A 23,480-nucleotide genomic window follows, 5' to 3' on the forward strand; every position below is an offset into this window, starting at 1 on the left:
GGACGGTCCGGAGCCGCCTGTGGAGCCTGGGGTCAGTGAGCCGGGGGTTGTCGAGCCCGGGTTCGGTGAGCCGGTGCCGCCTTCGGAACCGCCTGTGGCACCGCCCGCAGCGCCGCCCACGGAACCGCCCGCAGCACCGCGGGCTGATGGTGGGGGTGGTCTCAGTGATGTGGAGCAGGGTCTGGTTGGTGCGGCGATCGGCACGGGGGCGGGTCTGGTCGTCGGTGGGTTGATCGCGGGTGGGTTGATCGCCACGGGTGCCCTCGGTGACGGGAATCGTCCACCCGACGCGACACCCGAAGCGGATCGGCAGGGTGACCGACCGGGACGGCTTGGACCCGGGCAGCCTGAACCGGGGCAGCCTGGCCCGGGACAGCCCGGACCAGCCCAGTCCGGGGCGGCGTCCGACGACCCGCCGGGCCTGCCGGGGCTGGAGAGCACCCCTCACGTGCCCGTTCCGATCGGCAGCACGCCCCCGGCACAGGGCGGCTCACCGGCGGCGGGGACCACCCCGCCTCCCGATCAGACCGCGGCAACCGCCCAACCCGCTCCTGCCACCGCTACTGCCACCCCCGTCACTCTTGGCACCCCGGTCACTCCTGGCACCCTCGGCACGCCGACAGACGCCGCACGACCGGATGTGCCCGAGTCCCTCTCCACCCCGGAACGGGTCGGAGCCGCCACGGACGGCGACACCGCGTCTGCCGGCCCAGCCCCGGATCCCGGTGCCTCCTCACCACCACCGGTTCCGGTCCCCGCGGTGACCGAGCGCCCGACCCCGGACACCGGCACGGGGGTACCGCCGGGCACTCCGGACAACAGCCCGAGGGCGCTGTCGTGGACTGCGCAGCTGTTGGCGATGGACGTTCCCCTGTCCCAGCTCACCTTGAACGGTTTGTCCGACGCGGATCGCGTCGAGGTGCAGCGGGTCGCGATGGGGATCGTGCCCACCACGGAGGCAGACGGCGAGGTGCACCAGAACCTGGTGACCGCGGTCGCGGCGCGCTTGGCCGAGGGGCACGCCCAGCCCGTCATGGACAGGTTCGCGTCCCGCGTGTGGACCGACATCCGCGCCACCACGACGCCCGGGACGATCGAGGCCGGTGAAGGCGCGGCACGGGAAGTGTCCCCGCGGGCCGCGGACGCCCCGGTGCACGTCACCCCTGTCCCGGCCCTCGCCGTCGAAGCGCCGCCGGAGGTCCCCGCCGACGACGAGGGGTCCACACGCGGCACCGCGGTGCCGCCGTCCGCGCCCCCGCCGCTGCAGGCGGTGTCGGGAACGATCACGACCACGACGGGCAGCGATTCCGACACGTCGCCGTCGTCCGACGACGACCGGACGCCCTGGACCCCGGCAACCCTGACGCGGCTCGCCGACTCGTCGCGCGTCCTGCTCGGCCGTTACGAGATCCCGGCGCAGACGAACGCGCTCTCGCTCGCGTCACGGGTCGTGTGGAACACGCACGACGTCGAGCGGATGAACGACGAACTGCTGGACCACGTCGTGCGGGGGATCGCGGCGGCGGTGATCCAGGACCGCGCCATGCCGGTCGTCCTCGGACTGGCGCGCGACATCGCGTCCGACCTCGGTGTGGGCCTCCCGCTGGATGACGCCTCGGAGCGGGAGCTGACCTTGCCGCTCCTCTCCGCGAGTGCGGTCGACGAGCTGCGCGCCAGGCCCGGCGTCGCTGCCCGCACGCGCGGGGAGCGGTGGACGCCGGAGAGGCTGAACCGCGCCGCCGCCGAGCGGCGGCGGGACCTGGAGAGGCTGCCCGTCGTGGAGCGCGACGCGCGCGTCCGGCAGGCGCGGTCGGTCGTCGCGTCCCTGATCGACACCAGGTCGGTCCACACCGAACTGGGCACCACCGCCGCACGGGAACTCCTGGACGACCTCACCGCCGTCCTCGCGGCCCGCCCGCCCGAGACCTCCCACTCCCGCGACACCTACCTGCGTGCCTACGAGATCGCCGACGACCTGGGCATCGCCGCCGCACGGCCGCCACTGCCCGACCCGGCCACCGCCGGCAGCCGGTCCCCGGTCCCGGAGGTCGTGGTCGGCTACCTGCCCGGCGCCGACTCGCTCGACGAGCAGCAGCGGGAGGCGGTCCGCGAGTGGGCGACCGACTTCGCCGCCACGGTCGAGCGGCACGGCAGGCTCGGCTACCTGCCCCCGCGGGTGAAGGTGACCGGCGATCACCGCGACGTGGCGTGGGTCCTGGCCCTCCTGCCCGCCGCCGCACCGGTCACGAGCGCCGTGGACGACCGCCGGGGCGTCGAGGTCCAGGTGGAGTGGGACCTGGTCCCGGAACAGGAGCGGACGACGCCGTCGGTCCCGCCGGCCGAACGGGTCCTCGACTTCTCGTCCACGGCGGAGGAGGAGCCGAAGCGCTCCGCCTACGACGACGAGCAGTGGCGGCACGCCACCGACTCGGCGGCCACGTGGTTCGACCCGCGCGACCCGGTCCCGTCGCACGCCGTCAAGGCCGCGCGTGGCCGCGGACCCGGCGAAGTGCCGGTCACCGGTTGGGTGCGCGGCGAGGACGACGAACTGCGCGCCACCTCGGCGGTCACGCCGGGAGAGGTCCGGCTGGACACCGTGCGCGGGGTCGTCCGCTACGACACGCGCGCGTTCCAGGTGGACGGCACCCCGGTGCGGGACCTGACGGTGCGGCTGTTCCTCGCGCCGACCGACCGCGCCACCGGTGCGCGGCACGCGCCCGGAGTCCTCGACGTCGTCCGCCAACGCGCGCTGGCCGGCGTGGAGGACGTGTTCAACCAGGGCTACCGGTTCCCCCACGGGGAGCAGTTGCACGTCACCGTCGAGTTCACCGACGACCCCGCCGACGCGCACCACACGATCTGGGTCACCCGGCCGGGAACGAGGGCGACGCAGTACCACTGGTCGCCGGACTCGCCGCCCACCACGCTCGCCCACGAGGTGGGTCACTTCCTCGGCATGGTGGACGAGTACGTCGAACCGGTGGACGGCGTCACCGTCTTCCGTCGCAGACCGGGTTTCGGCCGCGTCCAAGCCGACCACACCCTCATGGCGGCCGGCGGCTCCACCGCGGGCGGGCACCTCAAGCCGCGCCACCTGTGGTTGATCGGCAAGACCATGAGCGCCCTGGAGAGCCCCCACCGGCCCGCGACCGACCCCTCCGCCACGTTGCCGGAGCCCGGGGCTCCCGGTGCGGCAGCGGAGTTCGGCGCACCGGTCGTGCCGGTGGCGGCCGACGACGGTCCGCCCGCGGAACCCCCGGCCGACGTCCTCCCGGTCAACGCCCTCGTGGCCGACGCCCTCGGGGCCGACCCGCGGTCGACGGCGCTCTTCCCGGAGCCGGCCCCGGACACCGCACCCCCCGCTCAGCCCGACACCGTCCCGGTGGTGCACGAGCCGGCCAGGGCGCTGCTCGCGCGGTCCGCGCCGGACTACTTCCTGCGTAACCAGGCGCTGGGCGCGATCACCGTCCCGGACCAGGGCGTCCACGGTTCCCCGAAGGTCGTCGACGCCCTGGACCGCCTGTTGTCGAACATCGACGACGCGACGCCCGAGGGTGTCGACCGGGTGCGCCAAGCCCTGGACACGGAGTTCGAGTCCCTGCTCGGCGGTGGCCGCACGTTCCAGGTGCGGGTGGGCAAGCAGTGGGTCGACGCGCACGTCACGGCCGTCCTGGTCCACCCCGCCGACGAGGCCGAGGCGACCACCACCCCGCCCGGGATCGTCATGCCCGACGTGCGGATGGTCAACAACGTCCAGTCTGGAACGGTCACGGACGGCTCCTCGGCGGGCGACCTGATGTTCGCGGGCATGGTGAGCCAGGGCGTGGGGGTCTACGGGATGGCGGTCGTGCGGACCCCGCGTTCCCACCCGCACACCTACAGCACCACCGCGACCTCCCTCAGTGACCAGACCGTCCTGCGCGCCGGCGCGTCGAAGGAGGTCCGGCTGCCGGTGCGGTACACCGTCGAGCTGCTCGACGAGAAGGGCGCCGGGTTCGCCCGCGAGGAGGTGGCCGGGCCGGACGTGGACGTCACCCTCCAGATAGCCGACGAACTGACCACGTCCGTCGACGCCGTCGGCGCCGCCGGCACCCCCGACGCCCCGCGGCCCGTCGCGCCGGCGGACCCGGGCTGGGGCACCCGGCTCGCACACCCCTTCTCGGAGGCGGTCACGGACTTCGACGCCCGGCGGGCCTTCGAGGAGGCCTCCGCCAGGCTGCACCCGTCGATCACCAAGCTCGGCGCCGACGGCCGCACCGCGCTGCGCGAGTTCCTGGCCCCGACCAACATCCGCGACCAGTTGATCCCGATGATCAACGGCTGGGTCCTGTCGCCGGACCTGCTGGCCCCGCACGGCGCGAAGGCCGGCGCGGTGCGCATGAGGGCGGTGCTGAAGGACGCCGAGCTGGTGGCCCACAACGACGCCGGGCGCCTGCGCAGCCGCTCGCAGGTGGTGACCAGCGGGGGCACCAGCGCGTCCGTCGCCACCGGCTACGACGCGAGGCTGTCGGTCGGCGCCGGGGTCGGGATGCCCGACCCGGTGATGTTCGGCGGGGTGGGCCTCACCGGTGGCCCCTCGGTGCGCAAGGTCGTGGGCGGATCGGCCGGGTACGCGACGACCCAACGCACGGGCGTCGAGATCAAGGGCGACGTCGGCACCTACAAGATCACCACCGACATCGTGATCAGCGCTCCCACCGGCGGGGACGTCGTGCTGCCGGCCTCCACGTACCTGCGGCTGAGCCTGACCGAGGCCGCCGCGCTCGGCCTGCCGGTGCCGCCCGGCACCAGGAACTCGCTCACCGAGCCGGACAGCGCGGGCACCCGCTTCCAACCGCCCTACCTGACCTCGGGCATCGCCGTGGGCAACGTCGAGGTGGGCGAGTTCGCCCCTGCCGCCCGGGTGCTGCCCCAGGTGGAGGAGGCGCTGCGCGCGCTGCCCGACCTCGCGGACCTGCTCCCCGCCTGGGGCCAGGACCTGCACCCGCGCGAGTCGGCGATCGTGCCGGACGGCCTGGCGGAGCAGCTCGCCAACCAGCGCGAGCTGACCACCAAGCTGTCCCCGGCCGCGCTGCGGCTGAAGGTCGAGGACCTGATGGGGCCGGGGGTCGCGGTTCGGCTCAAGCGGCGCGGCAGGCTAACCAAGGACTACGTCAACATCGTCGTGACGGCCAAGCTCGGTCCGGCGGCACACCTCGGCCGCACCGAGCGGCTGCACGTGCGCGACTACACCGCCGCCGGTCCCAAGCTGGGCAGTTCCACCACCACGACCAAGTCGCTGACGACGGGCGTGGAGGGCCGCGCCGGCTTCGTGCGCCGCAAGCTCGTCGTCGCCACCGTGCTGGTCCAGGCGGCGCTGCGCTTCCACTCCGCCAAGACCCGCAGCAACGCGGCCGGCGCGGTCGTCGAGGGCAGCTCGCTGAGCATCGGCAGCCCCGCCGCGCACGTCTTCGAGCACGACATCGAGTTCGAGGTGCGGATCACCTCGTTCAGCCGCCTGCGCACCAGGGTGCGCTGGCTGGTGCCCGGCTCGCCGTTCCGGCGCGTGCCCAGCCCGACGCTGCTGGCGGCGACCGGGAAGCCGCCCGGGACCGCTCAGGACGCGCCGCTGGTGCTGGAGCCCATCAAGGGCGAGGTGCACCTGTGGTTGGGCGAGGGCGCGACGAGCGGGACCGACCCGGTGCGGTTCCTGCCGAAGCCCGCGCGGGTGACCACGCTGTCGTCGGTGCCGGACATCACCTCGCTGGTCGCGCCCTCGGCCGCGCCCCCGAACCACGACTGGCTGCACGTCGACGCCCTGGCCGGGGTTCCCGACCTGCAAGCGGCCGTCATCGACGCCGTGAACCGCGCCGCGGACGGCGACACGTCGCTGACCACCCCCGGCACCGAGTCCCGCCACCAGTTGGACCTCCTGCTCAGCCCGTCCACCGTCAAGGCCAACCTGCGGCGGACGATGGAGACGGGTGTGCTGCACGGCGGGTTGCTCTACGACCGCCGGATCACCGACAGGGTCGCGGCGGTCGGCTTCACCGCGCGCCCGAGCGCCCCGCGCCTGGTGGACACCTCGCCCTCCACCGCGTCGGAGAACTCCATCACCGGCGGCTCCTACGCGAGCGACCTGCGGGCGTCCACCCGCGGCATCGACGTGATCTTCAACGCCGGCGCGACCATCCGGCGGAACTCGCACAACCCGCACGGCCAGGGCGGCGGGAACGTGCTCCTGCGGTGGATGCCCTGGCTGCGGACGACGCTGGCGGCCGAGCAGAGCATCGGTCTGGTCGACCGCAACCGGGTGACACCCGAGCAGGCGCGCACCGCGCTGGCCCAGTGGGACATCGTCTTCACGGTCGTCGCGGAGAGCCACAACGCCAACACCTTCTACTCGGGTGAACCCGCGCGTGAAGGTGCGGAGGTCGTGGTCGAAGGCGGCCTGTTCACCCGGGTCGCCGAGGCGACCGCCATCGCACTGGGCCTGCTCCCCGACCTGGAGCCGGCGGTCACCGACATCCGGGCCGTCGAGGCCCCGGCGGACGGGCTGGTGCCGTCGACCCTCCAACCGCCCCGGATGCTGGTTCCCGGCCGGCCGGGCGCACTGGGCATCGCGCTGCTGGAACCCGAGCGGGTCCCGGAACTGGCGGCCTCGGTGCGCGACCTGGTGGAGAAGATCGGCCGCGACCGGGACGCCTCCTCCGGGCACCCCCTCTTCCCTGACTCCGTGCTGGACGACCTGACCGCCAACCTCCAGCGCGTGGTCGACTTCTTCTCGCCCACCAGTGCCAAGGCCCTGATCGACAGCGCGCTCGACGGCGGTGTCCCCCTCCTGCTCCCCAAGTCGGGCAGGTTCGTGGGCAAGGACGTCTACCAGGTCGTGCTCACGGCCCGCCTGGTGGAGAAACCGCGGTTCCTCCGCGTGGTCAACGACGGGGTCAGCATCGAGCACGCCGTGGTCGGCATCCGGCGGAAGGTCGCCGGCACCGTCCGGGGTGCGAGCTGGAACGCGATGCTGCGGGTACCCGCAGCCCACTCCCTCGACCCGGAGCCCAACCGACCGGCCAACTCGGTGGGCGTGCTGCCCACGGCGGCCGTGGGCGGCGGGCACCGCACCCGCCACAGCCGCACCACCTCGGACGACTCCATCCGCCTGCGCGGGTCCGGCGGGCCCATGGCCCTCTACGAGGTGTCCATCGAGTTCGAGCTGTCGGTGGTGCGGGGGAAGCGGCTCGTCGCGAGAACCACCACCGCGCCGCAGCAGTTGCTGCTGCGCAAGCAGGCCGACCTGATGACCATCGCACCGCGACCCCCGGCGCCGCACCACGACGGCGCCGAGGTGAGACCCGCCACCGAGGCGGCGGCGGAGCGGATCGCCCGGTGGCGGGACGACTCGGTGGCACTGCCCGGCAGGCCCAGCGTCGAGGCGCTGCGCGGCGTGCAGCTCCTCAGGTCGACCGCGCTCGCGGCCCTGCGCCTGGCCGCCACCGACCAGGACCGGAGCGGGCTCGACGGCCTCCTGTCGGCCCACCGCCCCTCCGACCTGGCGGGGCTGACCGGCACGGACACCGGCGCGCTCAACACCCTGCTGTCGGCGCTGGGGTCCGAGCAGGTGCAGGCCGCCCTGCCCCGGATGGCCCGCGGCGAGGTGCTCGAAGTGCCCCGCCTGCACGAGTCGTCGATGGGCCCCGCCGCCCGGGCGCGCCTGGAGGTGCACGCGCTGTTGCGGGCGCCCAGCCTGGAAGCCCTCAGCAACGACCTGTTCGACATCGACATCGCCGCCGTCTCGACGACCACCTCCGACAACGTGGTCCGCTCGGAGACCAGCGAGGTGTCGGTGGGCTTCGGCAGCGGCGTCTACAACCACGTGGCGGAGAACCCCGACGGCAGCCGGGACGCGCCGCGCTCGGTCAACTTCATCACCAACGGGATGGACGCGCGGCACGTCCTCGACGTGGTCGACGCCGCTTCGGGCGGACTGAGCGCCTACCGGCAGCGCGACCCGCTCGCCATCGACTGCACCGGCGTGGTCTCGTTCGACGTGGTCTACCGGATCACCGCCGACCTGGGTGACGGCCGGATCGGTGTCTACGACCTGACCGTGCCCCGCTCCGCCGAGCTGCGGATGCCGCTGGCCGACGCCGAGGCGGTGTTGGGCAAGAAGATCAGCGGCGAGCTCGAACGGGCGCAGGAGGCGCTGAAAGCGGCGACGGACGCGTGGCGCGCCGCCGAACTGGTGGCGGACGCGGCCAGGCACGCCGCGCAGGACCTGGTCCTGGCCCTGGCGAAGGTGGACGGGGACATCGCCGACCGCCGAGCGGCCTCGGACGCCGCGTCGGCCGCGTTGCGCGAGCGCGGGGACGCCGTGGCGTCCGCGCGGTCGCTCGTCGCCGAAGCCGAGCGGCGGCTCGCCGAGCGCGTCGAGGACGTCGAGCGGTCACGGGCCGCGGTCGACGCCGGTGTCGAGGCCGAGCGCCGAGCACGGGAGACGGCGGACGACCACGCGCGCCGTCAGGTGGACGTCTTCCGGGCGTGGGACGTGGAGATCCGGAGGCGGCTCGCCGTCGCCGACGGCCGGATGAGGGAGATCGAGGCCGCCGCCTTGTCGGTAGCCGACCGCGCTTCCCATGCCGTGCCGTTCCAGGAGCTGACGCTCCTCTTCGCCGACTTCAAGGTGCAGCGTGCCGCAGCCGAGCGGGTGCGACGTGACCTCGCCCACGCCGAAGCGGCCCTGGGCGCGACCGGGACCCGTCCGGAAGTGCGACAGGCCGCCGCGGCCGTCGAGGTCGCACGGGCGCACCTCGCCGCCGCCGAGGAGAACGCGCTGACGGCACAGCGGGACCTCGACACCGCCCGGGACGCCGTTCGGGAAGCCGAGGAACTGGTTGTCCGGGCCGACCGGACCCACTCCGCGCTGCTCGCCGAGCACGACGACGTCGTGACCGACAGCACGGCGCTGCGGGAGCAGGTCGACGCCGCCAAGGCCGAGCTGACGCAGGCCCGCACCGCGGCCGAGGAGAGCAAGCGGGAGTGGTGGCGGGCGAAGGCCGTCGTCGAGCGCGAGATCGCCGCGTACAACGACCTCCCCGCCACCACCCCGCTCCAACCGGTGCCCGAGGAAGCCGAGCCCTCGGAGGAGACCGGGCCGGAGCCGCGGACCGAGCCGGAGCCGGAGACCGCGGCGCACCAGGTGCGCCTGCGAGCCGAGGTCCCCCCGCTGCTCGCAACCGGTGTCACGTCCCGGCGGTCCGCGTTCACCGAGCACCTGGACGGCCGGCTCGTCGCCGGAGCCGACGGCCCCGGCAGGACCGCCCTCCTGGACGTGGCGTCGTGGCAAGGCGACGTGATGGCGGTCGACGTCCCCGATGACCCGCTCGACCGGATGTCGCTGGACGGCGAGGCGCTCGACGCACCGGTTCCGGTCGAGGTGCGGTCGGACGAGGCGATGACCGACGCGCCACCGCTCGTCGGGACGGGACTCGTCGGGACAGGGCCCGTCGAGCTGGGGCATCGCGAGTACGCCGCCGCCGGCCTCGCCTTCCCGACCGACGCGGTCGACGAGGCACGCCTGCGTGCCCTCTACGAGGTGCTCTCACCGGAGATCGGCACACCCGTCCTCGTCTTCGCGACCGTCACACCCGACGGCGGGTACCTGGTGCGGGGCAAGCGCGCGAGCGCCGAGGAGGTCGCGGCCGAGGTCGCCCGCTCCTCTGATTACCGGGCCACCGGCCCGAACGATGCGGTCGTCCTCGTCCTGGGGCCGACCGGCACGCCCGAGGCGCGCCTGTCCGCGGCGGAGGAATTCGGTGTCGCGCTGCGCGGCGACGGTCCCTACCGCGCCGTCCTGGTCGCGACGGACTTGCCGGCTCCCGATGTGGACGGACGGGTGCGCCTCGCCGACGCCGTCCTCGAAAACGTGGCGTGGGCGTCGTCGAACGACCTGTCGGCGCTCCCCCTGCACGGCATGAACGGGGAGGAGCGCGGCTTGTCGTTCCTGGCGGACCACGCCCTGGACCAGAGGCTGCGAGCCCTGATCAACGGAGGCACCGACCACTCCCTGCGGTCGCTCGGCGTCTTGCACCCCGACGGGCGGCAAGAGGAGGTCGTCGCACCGTGGGTGGCCGCCACCGAAGGTGACCGGACACGGCCGTTCTTCGTGTTCCTGAAGGTGGAGAACGGTCGCTTCGTCGTCCCGACGCACGAAGGCGTTCCGGTCAACCTGAAGCCGCGCGAGATGGCGCGCCTCATCTTCGCCCACCAACACTCGGAAAGCCTGACGCGTGGACCGGTGCGGCGTCCCCTGGTGATCACCACACAATCCGAGACCGGGGAAGGCGAAACCCTCAACCGGGAACTGGTGGAGTTCCTGCTGGAGTTCGGCGGCCCGCGGGAGGTCTACCACTGCGCGGGTGAACTCGAAGCCACGAGGTTCTGGGTGCTCGCGGTGCACCACCCCGCCCGTTTCGAACCCGAGCCGGTGTCGGGTCTGGATGTGGTGCGGCATTCGGTGTTGCAGCGCGGATACGTGTTCCCGGGTCTCGATGTGTCGGGTTCCGGTGATGGCCCGGTCTTGTCGGGGTTGGTTTCGGGTGCGCGGGTGGAGGGCCCTTGGGGGGATGGTGAGCCGTTGGTGGTGGGGCTTTCCACCGCCGAGCGGTACGGCCGCGTGGTGGTGGGTGGTGGCTCGGTGTTCGGGGCCGATGCGGTGGTGGAGTTGGACGGTGTGGCGTTCGGTCGTGCTTTGCTGGGGGATCCGGGTTTCGTCGGTCTGGTGGGTGGTCATCGGGGTCCGGTGGTGCTGGTGGGTGCTGATGCGGGTTCGCGGGTGGGTATCGGCGGGTTCGGTTTCGACTTCGCGTCGGCGTTGCGCGCGGCGGGGCATTTCCACGACGTGTACGCCTCGACCGGTGCGGCGGAAGTCGTCGGGAACGTGGTTCGTGCGGCGGCGAACACTGGTGCCGGGTTCGTGTTGGTGTCGGTGCCGCGTGCGGGTGATGTGCGGGTGGAGGCGTTGCCGGGCGGTGACGGTCGCGCGATCGGTTTCGTGGTGCGGTCCCCGGGTGACGAGGAGGTCGTGGAAGACCTGCGCGCGTGGGCGATGGCGACCGACCCGGCGAAGCTGAGCAGTGTCCGCACCGAACTCACCGAGGTCGAGCAGCACACCCCGTGGCCCGCGGACAAGCCACCCACGATGATCTTCTACCGGACGGGGCAGGACGCCGCCTCGGCGATCCGCCCCGACGGGTTCGGCGGTGACACCTCCCTCGACGAGTTGGCGATTGTCCTGCGGAACGACGAGAACGTGCGGGCCGTGGCGGGGTCCGACACCGACCGGCCGTTCCTGGTGGCCGCGTTGGACGGCCCCACAGCCGACCTCGACGACTTCTCGACAGGCATGGCGGAGGGCGGGTACTCCCGCACGGTCTACCGCCCTGCCGACCGGCTGGTGCTCGAGGTCGACGGCCGGTTGCGCACCACCGGTCCCGGGTTCGTGGCGCACTCCACCGGAGGAGCGACGGCGGAGCGGGTCGTGTCGCATCCCTTGGTCGACCCGGTCACCGGCGTGGTGCACGGCCAACTCTTCCCGAGCAAGCCCTTCGACGCGGCGTGGATGTCGGCGACCGCCGCGCAGCGCCGGCTGACGGGCACGAAGCACTACATCAGGGAGTTCGAGGAAGGCGGATCGCCCGCCCTCGCGAATCGGGTACGCGTGCCGTGGGCGGACAGGACGATCCCACCGTGGCACATCGCGGGTCACAGCCATCGCACCTACGCGGTGTTCCGCCTGTCCAGCGGCAACCCCCACCGGTACGGTGACGTCGTCCACCACGACGGCGGGACCACGGCGCGGGCCGTCATCAGCAGCCTGGCCTTCAGGAAAGCCGCTCCGGACCTCGGCAACGGCGTCTCGTCCTCCTTCTGCCTGATCGGTGGAAGTCCGAGCGCCACCGAACCCGCGTTCGCATTCCAAGCGCGGCAGGAGTTGGAGCGGCAAGCGGGCAAGAGCGTGCCGGTCTGGACCTCCACCGACAAGGTGGACCACAAACCGGCCACCGGGCAGTGGACCGTGGTCGACGGTGGCCGGTTCGTCGAGGCGTTGCCGCCGGGCGTGGAGCACCCGGAGCCGGAGGTCCTGCCGGACGAACCGGCGCCGGAGTCCGCGGTGGGTCCGGAGGACGTGCGGATCACCGTCCTGCGTGATCGTGCGGGCAAGCCGGTGGGCGCGGCGTTCCTGACCGGTTCCGAGTTGGACGTGGTGCTGGAGTCGTTCCGCAACGGTGTCGCCCGTCCGGCGCGCTTCCACGTGGTGGGTCATCACGGTCCCGAGGGCTTCCGGGTTCCGCTGAAGTCCGGTGGGGAGGTGGTGCTGGACGACGAGGCGTTCGGCCGGCTGCTGCTGGAGGTGGGCGGGTTCGCCCGCGGCGACAGGGTGAGCTTCCTCTTCTGCTCGGTGGAGAACCCGGCGGCGCTCGTCGAGGGACTGAGGAAGCACGGGCACACGGGACCGGTCGAGACGTTCCCGACGAACGTGCGGCTGACCCGCCTCGGGGAGATCCGGGTGTTGGAGGCCGGTGACGACTCCGTGTCGTCCGCGGACTCCGTGGTGCTGGGCAACACCCACTCGGAGGTCCTGGACGCACCTGTCCGGTTCGCCGGTGTGGTCGAACCCTTCATCCTCCCCCCGCGCGGGAGGGTGGCTGCGGGGATGGCGTTCCCGGTCGACGCGGCGGACGCCGCCCGGGTGCGCGCCCTCTACGGCAGGATCGACTACGCGCCGGGGGAAACGGCTCTGCTCGTCCTGGCCCCCGGCACGGGGGAGGGTGGCTACCGCGTGCGCGGGGAGGCCGTCGAACCCGAGCGGCTGGCGCTGGAGGTGGCCGCCTCTCCCGCCTACCACCGCCTCACCGGCCCGCTGGACCAGGTGGTGGTCGTCAGCGAGCGGGCCGCGGACCCCGGGACGCACCGGGTGGCCGCGCACCGGTTCGCCGTGGCGTTGAACGGTGGTCGCCCCTACCGGAAGGTCTTCCTCGCGGAGCCGCCGGTCGTCGGCGCGGACGGCCGGGTGCGGCTGACCGCCGACGACCTGCACGAGGTTTCGCCGGTGTCGTCGGCCGACCTGTCCTCGATGCCGTTGTACGACGCGTACGACGACGACCTCGGTGTGTCGTTCCTGCGGAACTACGCCGACCGCCTGCGGTTGGAGGTCCTGAGCCGGGTGGTCACCGAGCACTTCCTGCGCTCGCTCTCCGTCGTGCGCCCTGACGGGCGGGAGGAGGAAGTCGTCCCGCCGTGGGCGACCGCCGCGGTGGAGGGACGGGCCCGGCCGGTCTTCCTGGTCCTGGAGGTCGGTGACGAGGGGTACGTCGTCGCGACGGACGACGACGTGGTGCAGGTGCTGTCCCCCGCGGTCCTGGCGCCGACACTGCTCCTCCACGAGCGCGTGCGCCTGCTGGTGGCCGGTCCCGTGCGACGGCCGCTGGTGCTGGTCAGCGTCGGGGACACCCCGCGGGCAGAGGCGTTCAACCGGGAGCTGGTCGAGGCTCTGGTGGAGCTGAGCGGCCCTCGGCAGACGTACCACCATGCCGGAGGTGTCGAGTTCACGTCGAATGAGGCGATGAGCCTCGGTCGATCCGCCCGCGTCGAGCCCGGGCCGGTGTTGGGCCTGGGTGTGGTGCGGCATTCGGTGTTGGACCGTGGGTATGTGTTCCCGGGTCTCGATGTGTCGGGTTCCGGTGACGGCTCGGTGTTGTCGGGTTTGGTTTCGGGTGTGCGGGTGGTGGGCCCTTGGGGGGAAGACCGACCTTTGGTGGTGGGACTTTCCACTGCCGAGCGGTATGGGCGTGTCGTGGTGGGTGGTGGCTCGGTGTTCGGGGCCGATGCGGTGGTGGAGTTGGACGGTGTGGCGTTCGGTCGTGCTTTGCTGGGGGATCCGGGGTTCGTCGGTCTGGTGGGTGGTCATCGGGGTCCGGTGGTGCTGGTGGGTGCTGATGCGGGTTCGCGGGTGGGTATCGGCGGGTTCGGTTTCGACTTCGCGTCGGCGTTGCGGGCAGCGGGTCATTTCCACGACGTGTACGCGTTGACGGGTGGTGGTGCGGAGCTCGTCGGGGATGTGGTCCGTTCGGTGGCGGGTGCGGGGTTCGTGTTGGTGTCGGTGCCGCGTGCGGGTGATGTGCGGGTGGAGGCGTTGCCGGGTGGGCCGGGTCGCGCGATCGGTTTCGTGGTGCGGTCCCCGGGTGACGAGGAGGTCGTGGAGGACCTGCGCGCGTGGGCGCTGGCGACCGACCCGGCGAAGCTGAGCAGTGTGCGCACCCGGTCCTCGGAGCGCTCCCGGCCTTCCCCGTGGCCCGCGGACAAGCCGCCCACGATGATCTTCTACACCGCCGGTCGGGACGGCGTGTCGGCGATCCGCCGGGACGGCGTCGGGTGGGACCTGGTTCCCGCCGACCTGGCGGCGGTGCTCCGGGACGACGAGAACGTGCGGGACGTGGCGGGGTCCGACACCGCCCGGCCGTTCTTGTTGGCCGCGCTGGACGGTCCCACCCCCGACCTCGAAGACTTCTCGGCCGGCATGGCGGAGGGCGGGTACTCGCGCGAGGTCCACCGGCCCGCCGGGCGGTTGATGTTCTCGGCCGACGGTGTGCTGCGGGTGACCCGTCCGGGGTTCTTCACGCACTCCACCGGCGCGGTGACGGCGGATCGGGTGCTGTCGCACCCCATCGTCGATCCCGACACCGGTGTGGTGTGCGGGCAGGTCTTCCCGAGCCAGCCCTTCGACGCGGTGTGGATGTCGGCGGGCATGGTGAACCGTCGGAAGGCCGGCCTGGACCACTACTCGACGGAAGTCGGGGTACCAGGTGGGAACGGCGGTTCCGCCACCCGGCACGTCCGCGTGCGAGTGCCCTGGGCCGGCAGGCCCAAGGCGCCGTGGATCGTGGACGGTCACGGCACCCGTGCTCACGCGGTGTACGCCCTCGTCACCGGCAGCCCTCACCGGCACGGTGACGTCGTGCGCTTCCCGGGTGCGATCGCCGCGCAGATCGTCGTCGGCAGCTCGGTGTTCGCGGATGCGTCTCCGGACCTCGCCGACGGTGTGGCGTTGCAGCTCTGCCACGTCGGCAAGGTCCGGAACGACGTTGATGCCTCGATCGCCTTGCAGGTGCGGCGTCAGCTGGAGCTGCTTTCGGGGAAGGACGTGCCGGTCTGGGCCGCTACCGGACGGGTGCTGATCTCGCCGAGGACGGGACAGGCGTCCGTGGTCGGCGGTGGCCGGTTCGTCGAGGCGTTGCCGCCGGGCGCGGAGCAGCCGGAGCCGGAGGTCCTGCCGGACGAGCCGGTGTCGGAACCACCCGCCGTGGTGGGTCCGGAGGACGTGCGGATCACCGTCCTGAGGGATCGTGCGGGCAACTCCGTGGGCGCGGCGTTCCTGACCGGTCCCGAGCTGAAGGTGGTTCGGGAGGCGTTCCGCAACGGTGCCGCCCGTCCGGGCCGTTTCCACGTGGTGGGCCACCACGGTCCCGACGGCTTCCGGGTTCCGCTGAAGTCGGGCGAGGTGCGGACACTGGACGACGAGACCTTCAGCCGGCTGCTGACGAGGTCGGGTCTGGTCGGCAAGCGGGCCAGGTTGAGCTTCCTGTTCTGCTCGGTGGAGAACCCCGGTTCCTTGCGGGAGGAGTTGAGGAAACGCGGGCACACCGGTGGGGTCGAGACGTTCTCGACGAAGGTGCGGCTGACCCGCCTCGGGGAGATCCGGGTGTTGGAGGCCGGTGACGACTCCGTGTCGTCCGCGGACTCCGTGGTGCTGGGCAACAGCCCTTCTTCGGTCATCGAGCCACCCACCCCGACCACGGCCGAAGTCGAAGCCGTGGCCGGTGCCGAACCGTTCACCCTGCCTCCACGGGGGCACGCGGCGGCCGGCATCGTCTTCCCCACCGACGCGACGGACGCGGTGCGGGCGCGCCTGCGCTACGACGCGATCGACTGCGAGGTCGACGGAACGGCCCTGCTGGTCCTGGCGCACAGCACCTCCGACGGCGGGTACCGGGTGCGAGGTGAACGCGTGAACCCGGAGGAACTGGCGGCGGAGGTGGCCGCCTCTCCCACCTACCACCGGCTCACCGGTCCGCTCGACCAGGTGGTGCTCCTCACCGAGCGGACCTCCGACTGGCACACGCACAGGACGGCGGCCTACCGCTTCGCGATGGCGTTGAACGACGGCCGCCCCTACCGCCACGTGCTCATCCCGCAGGACTCACCGGGTCCGGACGCGGACGGGCGGGTGCGGCTGGTCGGCGAGCACCTGGTCCTGGTCTCGATGGCGTCGTCCGCCCACCTGTCCTCGACACCGCTGCGCACCGCGCACGACGACGACCTCGGCGTCTCGTTCCTGCCGGGTTACTCCGCCAACCGGCAGTTGCAGACCATCATGAGGGGGGCCACCGACCACTTCCTGCGCTCCTTGGGCGTTCGCCACCTGGACGAGGACCGGGAGGTCACCTCGCCGTGGGCCGCCGCCGCCCACGGCGACCGGGCCCGGCCGTTCTTCCTGTTCTTGGAAACCGGGAACAGGACCTACCTCCTCGCGACGCACGACGACCTGGTGCTGCACCTGACACCGCGGGTGGTCGCCCTGCTCGTGCTCGCCGACGAGCGCGTGCGCCTGCTGATGGCGGGTCCCGCGCGCCGGCCGCTGGTCGTCCTCAGCGTCGGCGACCCCACCGAGGCGGAAGCCCTCAACCAGGAGTTGGTCGAGGCGCTGCTGGAGTTCAGCGGCCCGCGGCAGACCTACCACCACGCCGGCCCGATCGACCTCACGGCGACAGGTGCGCTGGACCTCGGCCCGCTCGATTCGATCAAACCGGGACCGGCGTTGGACCTCGGCCACGTGCGGCACACCGCGCTCGATCTCGGGTACGTGTTCGCCGAGCACGGCGGGCTGCCCACCGAGCACGGCGAGGTCGTCACGGCGCTGCTCTCCGGTGCGCGGGTGGAGGGCCCGTGGGGGGACGAAGACGCGCTGGTCGTGGCCCTGCCCGGCGCCGAGCGGCACGGCCGGGTCCTCGTGGGTGGTGGTTCCGCCATCGCGGGTGACGCCGTCGTGGAGGCCGACGGGGCCGTGTTCGGGCGAATGCTGCTGGACGACGCCGGGTTCGCCGGGGTGCTGGCCGCCCACGACGGTCCGCTGGTGCTGGTGGGCGCTCACACGGGCACGCGGGTGGCGATCGGCGGGTTCGGTTTCGACTTCGCGTCGGTGTTGCGCGCGGCAGGGGACTTCCGGGACGTCTACGCCATCGCCGATGGTGGGGCGGAGGTGACGTCCACCGGTGTGGAGCCGGAGTCGGGGGCTCGTTTCGAGCTGGTGTCGGTGTTGCGCGCGGGCGACGTGCGCGTGGACCCGCTACCGGACCGGGATGGTCGGGTGGTGGCGTTCGTGGTCCGGTCACCCGGTGACGACCAGGTCGTGGAGGACCTGCGCGCATGGGCGCTGGCGACCACCCCCGACAAGTTGAGCGCTGTCCGCGCCGGCGCCGCCGATCCCGCGCGACCCTCGCCGTGGCCGGCGGACAAACCGCCCACGATCATCCTCTACACCGCCGGGCCGGAGGGCGCCGCCGAGGCCGTCCGCGCGGACGGCCTCGCCGGGAACCTCCTCCCCGTGGAACTCGGCGCCGTCCTGCGGGACGCCGCGGACGTGCGCGACGCGGCCGGGGAGGACACCGACCGACCGTTCCTGGTAGCCGCGGTGAACGGCCCAACCCCCGACCTCGACGCCTTCGCGCTCGTCCTGTCGGAAGGGGGGTACGCGCGCGCGGTCCACCGTCCCGCCGGCCGGTTGCTGTTCGAGGCCGATGGCCTGCTGCGCACCACCGGCGAGTGGTTCGTGAGGCACACCACCGGCGGCATCAGGCCGACACGGGTGGTGTCGCACCCCTTGGTCGACCCGGTCACCGGCAAGGTCCACGGGCAGGTCTTCCCGAGCCGGCCCTTCGACGCGGTGTGGCTGTCGGCGAGCCTGGCGAACCGCCGGAGGCTCGGTCTGGACCACTACCGGCGAGCGGTCGACGTGCCGGACGGTCCCGGTGGCACCCGCACCAGGGACGTCCTGGTGCGGGTGCCCTGGTCGGACCGGACACCGCCGCCGTGGCTCGTCCTGGGCCACGGGAGCCGCTTGGACGCGAGATACCGCTTGTCGACCGGCGATCCCCACCGGCACGGTGACCTCTTCGACTCTCCGGGACGGATCGCGGCGCACGTCGTCGTCGGCAGTCGGGTGTTCGAGGACGCTTCGCCCGATCTCGCCAACGGCGTCGTGCTGAGCCTCTGCCTCGTCGGTGAGGCCCCGAGCAGGACCGACGCCTCCTTCGCGTACCTGATGCGACAGGAGTTGGAACGCCTGGCCGGGGAGGAGACGCCGGTCTGGGCCGCCACCGAGGAAGTGGCGTCCGGCATGCACGACGGCGAGCTGACCGTGACCGACGGCGGCAGGTTCGTCGAGGCGTTGCCGCCGGGTGCGAAGCAGCCGGAGCCGGAGGTGCTGCCGGACGTGCCGGCGCCGTCACCCGCGGTCGACCCGGACGACGTGCGGTTCACCGTCCTGACCACCGGTGAGGGCAAGCGGGTGGGCGTGGCGTTCCTGGCAGGTCGTGAGGCTTGGATCGCGAAGACGGCCTTCCGCACCGGGGCCGCCCGTCCGGGGCGTTCCCACGTGGTGGGCCACCACGGCCCGGATGGCTTCCGCATCCCGCTCAAGCTCGGTGGGGAAGTGGTGCTGGACGACGAGGCGTTCGGCCGGTTGACGACGGCGCTGAACCTGTTCGACCCGACGGACCGGCTGAGCTTCCTGTTCTGCTCGGTGCAGGACCCCGTCCCCCTGCGAGAGGCACTGCGGGAGTCGGGGCACCTCGGCCCGATCGAGACGTTCGCGACGAAGGTGAGGCTGACCCGGTCCGGTGAGGTCCAGGTGCTGGAGGAGGGTGACGACTCCGTCTCGTCGAAGGACTCGGTGGTCCTGGCGAGCAGCGCCGAGGCGGTGATGTTCAGCGCGACGGCGGGCGGCGCGGACCGCGACCGGTGGCGGTGGCTGCACCGACTCATGCCGCCGACCGCGGGACCGTTCCCGCCGGTGCACGTCTTCGCCCACGCCCGGGCGGGCGTGCTGTTCGCCGACGGCGGCTGGCACGACGGCGAGGGGTTCGCCGGCAAGCTCGTGGACGCCGGTGTCGCCGATTCCCCGCCGGCCGCGCCGCTGATCCTCGCCCTCGAACTCCTCCGGGCCGACCGCGCGCACGTCCCCGCGGCGCGCGCGGTCGCGCGAGTGCTGCGGGGCGACGGGCCGTACCGCGATGTCCTGGTGAATACCGCTCCACTGCGAGTCGACCCGCGCACCGGCTCGGTGGACGTCACCGCCGCCGGGTTCGAGCGCGTCTCCGACCTGCTGCCCGCGGACGTCCTCGTGCAACGGCTGGACAACCGGCGTGGCGACCCCCACGGGGCAGCCCTGCTGGCGTCCACCGAGCTGTACCCCGACCTGCGCGAGGCGGCGCTGTTCAGCAACGACTTCACCCTGCGCATCGCCCTGTACGCCGAGGACGTGGACAAGCCCCTCAGCACCTGGCAGGCAGGCGTGCTCGAATGGGCGTCGTCCACCGACGGCGACCGGGCACGACCGTTCCTGCTCCACCTGGAGAGCGACGGGCACTCGTACCTGGTCAGGACGTCCTCCGACCAGGCCCTGCGCGTCTCGACGCCAGAGTTGGCGGGCCTGCTGGCGGCGCGCGTCTTCGGCGGCGGACCGCCGGGCACGGCGGTCCGCCGTCCGATCGTGCTGGTCACCCGGTCGCCCGAGCCGGTGGGCCCGCTCAACCAGGAGCTGCTGAGGCTGCTGTTCGAGAAGATCGGCGTGCGGCCGTCGTACGAGTACTCCGGGCCGGTCGGGTTGCGGGACGAGGCCGGCGGCGAGGTCGTCGGGGTGTTCGACGCGCTGGTCCTGGCCACGGGTCGCACCTTTCGGCGCGGCCCCGCGGTGACCGGGGCCGACGTGGTCGTGCGGGGACTGGACGACCGATTCCTGCTGACCGGTGCGGACCAGCTCCCCCCTTCGCTGGGGGAGCTGGTGGACGAGGTGGCGACGGGCCGCGGGGGCACCCGGCCGTGGGGGGACCGGGAGGTGCTGGTCGTCGGTGCGCGGACCGCCGAGCGGCACGCCACCGTGCCGACCCGCGACGGGGGGCGTCTCGAGCTGGGCGGGTCGGAGGTCGGACAGGTCCTGCTGCGGGACGAGGACTTCCACCACGCGCTGCGCGCCCACCCCGACCGGCCCGTGGTGCTGGTGGGGGAGCACGCGGGAACCAGGGTGGGGATCGACGGGTTCGGCTACGACTTCGCCTCCGCGCTGCACGAGGCACACGACTTCCGCGAGGTCTTCGCCCTCGCGGGGTCCGCTCGGGACGGGGCGTTCGTCCGGGTGTCGGACCTGCGCGCCGGCGACCTGGTGCTGGAACCGCTGCTCAACTCCGCCGGCACGGAGGTGGCGGTGGTCGTCCGGTCGCCGGGCGACCACGTGGAGGTGGGACGCGCGCGGAGTTGGGCGCGCGACGCCACCGCAGAGACCATGAGCCGGTTCTGGGACGTCGACGCCGGGGCGTCGCAGGACTCGCCCTGGTCCGCCGGAACGTCGCCGCTGCTGATCCTGGCGGGAAGGCGGGACGACTTCTACCGGGCGCTGCGCTCGGACGCGGCGCCGGTCGGCATGACCCTGGAAGGGCTCGCCGCCGTCCTGCGCGACGACGTCCGAGTGCGGACGGCCGCGGGTTTCCTGCCGGAGCGCGACTTCGTGTTCGCCGCCCTCGACGGGGAGTCCGTCGAGCCCCGAGGCCTCGCTGAGGCCTTGTTCCCCGGTGGTTACGCACGCCGGGTCCACTGGCCCGTCGGACGCCTGGTGCTCTCCGCGGGCGGTGCGATCGGCGTCCTGGGCGGGGGGTTCCGGACGCTGGAGCGAGTCGCCGCCGAGCCTGACGACTTCGTGACGCACCCCCTGCTGAACGTGTCCTCCGGGCTCGTCGAGGGGCAGTTCTACCCGTCGGGTCCGTCGGACCTGGCGTTCATGTCGCTCGCGCGGTGGCATGAGGAGACCGCGCGGTACAAGAACTACTTCAAGGTCACCACCCGTCACGACGAGGGTGTCGTCGTGCGGCGGGAGGAGAAGCGCCGCATGAAGTGGCTGAAGTCCGCGGTCCCGCCGTGGTTCCTCGATGCGCACGGCCTACCCGGCGTGCTGATCGCCCGGCTGCGCGCCGGTGATCCCTTCCTGTTCGGCGACCGGGTGTACCTGGATCGCACGGTGGCGGGAAAGGTCCTGACCCTCAACCGGATCTACCGCTCGGCCGAGCACCCGGCCGGGCAGCAGAAGGTGGGCACGGTGTGCCTGCTGGCCGCCCCGCCGGAGGGTGGCGGCCCTCCGCTGGCCGTCTCCCTGGCCGACGCGTTCGGAACGGCGGACGGCGTCCCGGTGACCGTGTGGGCCGCGACCGCGTCGATCAGCGTCGACGCGACCAACGGCAGGCGCAAGGTCCACGACCACGGGCGCTACCTCACGGCGGTGACCCACTCGCAGGAGCTGCACGACCCGTCCTCCGACGACGAGGACTCCGACACCGACGCCGAAACCGGTGCGGACACCGGAGGAACCCGTCCGTCCACACTGCCCCCTTCGCACGTCGCGACGGCTGCGGTCGTGTTCCCGTTCGGCCCGGCGGACGAAGAGCACTGGCGCGGGCTCTACGACCGGATGCCGAAGCGGGCGGACGGCACCCGTCCGGTGTACGTGTTCGTCTACGGCGAGGACGGCCACTACTTCGTCGACGGCGAGTGGCTGCCCGGCGCCGCACTGGCCGCACGGGTCGCACCACTGCTCGGTCCCCTGGCCGCCGACCCGAGGACGCCGATGACCCTGCTGGTCGACGAGCCTTTCCCGACGGCGCACAGCCTCAGGGGAGCCGAGGAGTTCGCGGAGGCGCTGCGCGGCGACGGCCCCTACCGCGACGTGGGCGTCAACCTGACCCCCGTGGTGACCAGCCCCACCCACGGCCACACCGACGTGGGGGGCGCGTCGATCACCCGCGTGTCGCTGGTGCGGGCGACCGACGTGTCGTGGGAGCCGTTGTACGACGCGCACGGCCACGACCGCGGCATGACCCTGAACGGGGACGCCGACTTCCGGTTCCGGGCCCGCCGCTCCGCCCGCGAGCGTGCGGACCACGCCCTGGGCACGATCGGTGCCATCGTGGACGAACGTCCCGCGGAGGTGACCGCGGCGCTCTGGGCGGCGGCCACCACCGGGAACCCCGCCCTGCCGTTCACGCTCCACCTGGACAGCGAGAACGGGTCCTACGACATCGCGCTGCGCGACCGGAGGGCCCTGCGGCTGACGGTTCGGGACGTGCGGCGGATGCTGGCGGAGCACTGGTACTACCGCCGCCTCGCGGGTGGTCCCGTGCGCAGGCCGCTGATCCTCGTGGCGCGCAGCTCGGTGCCTGACAGCGCGCCCAACCGGGAACTGCTCGACGCCCTGGCCGAGGTCGACGGCGTGCGCCCGGCCGAGGAGTACTCCGGTCCGGTGGAGTTCGCACCCGGCTCCGGGGCCCCGGGCGCCGGCGCGCTCATCGAGCCGACCCCCGACCGGCCCGTCACCCCGGCCGACGCGCACCGCGTCCCGCTGCACGACGCGCACGGCACGTTCGTCGGCGTGGCCTTCCTGACCGGCGCCGAGGCAGAGGTGGCACGGAAGGCGTTCCGTGCCACCGCCGTGGAGCCCGGCCGCTTCCACGTGGTCGTCCACCACGGTCCACGGGGGTTCGAGGTGCCGTTGAAGACGGGCGGGCGCGTGGCGCTGGACGACGCGGCGTTCACGCGGTTGGCGATGGGCGTCGGTCTCGGTGACCCGTGGGGGACCCTGACGTTCCTCAGCTGCGACGTGGCCGACTCCGAGCGCCTCCGGGCGTTGGCGCGCGACGCCGGCCACCGGGGACCGGTCGAGGTGTTCCGCACCGGGGGGCAGCTGATCGACACCGGCGAGATCCGCGAGCTGTCGCCCGGTGTGGCACCGGCCCGCCCGAGAACTCGGTGACGTTGCGCCTGCGCGACTGGGACAACCGGCCGCGCAGGAGGCGCCCGGCCCCCGGCCCGATCGCCATCCGCCCCGCGCGTGACGCGCCCGGCGCCGAATCCCTGCCGGCGCCGGTGGGACCCGGCGACGGGCCGACCGCCGAGGTGCTCGACCGCTCGGGCGTCGACCGGCCACCGCCGGTGTCCGCGGCGCCGGGCGCGATCCCGCGCCTGGAGGACGTGCGGTACCACCTGCTGCCCGATGGCGCGGGGTGACCTTCCTGGACGACCGGGAGGCCCGCGTGGTGCACGACGCGGTCGACAACGGGTTGACCAGGAGGCTTCCCCGCTCCCGGACGACGGGTCGAGGCACGTCCTGGTGGCCGCGCACG

The 23,480-nt window shown here is 73.0% G+C and carries 2 protein-coding genes; both read left to right on the plus strand.

Features of this window, described 5'->3' with window-relative positions:
- Positions 1-760: 760 nt before the first annotated feature.
- Positions 761-23,110 (plus strand): hypothetical protein, encoded by a 22,350-nt coding sequence (locus tag ACQPYE_RS17200; RefSeq protein WP_498722331.1) that lies wholly within the window; start codon positions 761-763, stop codon positions 23,108-23,110.
- On the plus strand, positions 23,107-23,364 hold the full coding sequence (locus ACQPYE_RS17205) for a hypothetical protein (protein WP_498722332.1): 258 nt from the start codon (positions 23,107-23,109) through the stop codon (positions 23,362-23,364). The genes ACQPYE_RS17200 and ACQPYE_RS17205 overlap by 4 nt, the downstream gene beginning before the upstream one ends.
- The last annotated feature ends 116 nt before the right edge of the window (positions 23,365-23,480 follow it).

This window comes from Actinosynnema sp. CA-299493, assembly GCF_050946825.1.
Lineage (GTDB): Bacteria > Actinomycetota > Actinomycetes > Mycobacteriales > Pseudonocardiaceae > Actinosynnema.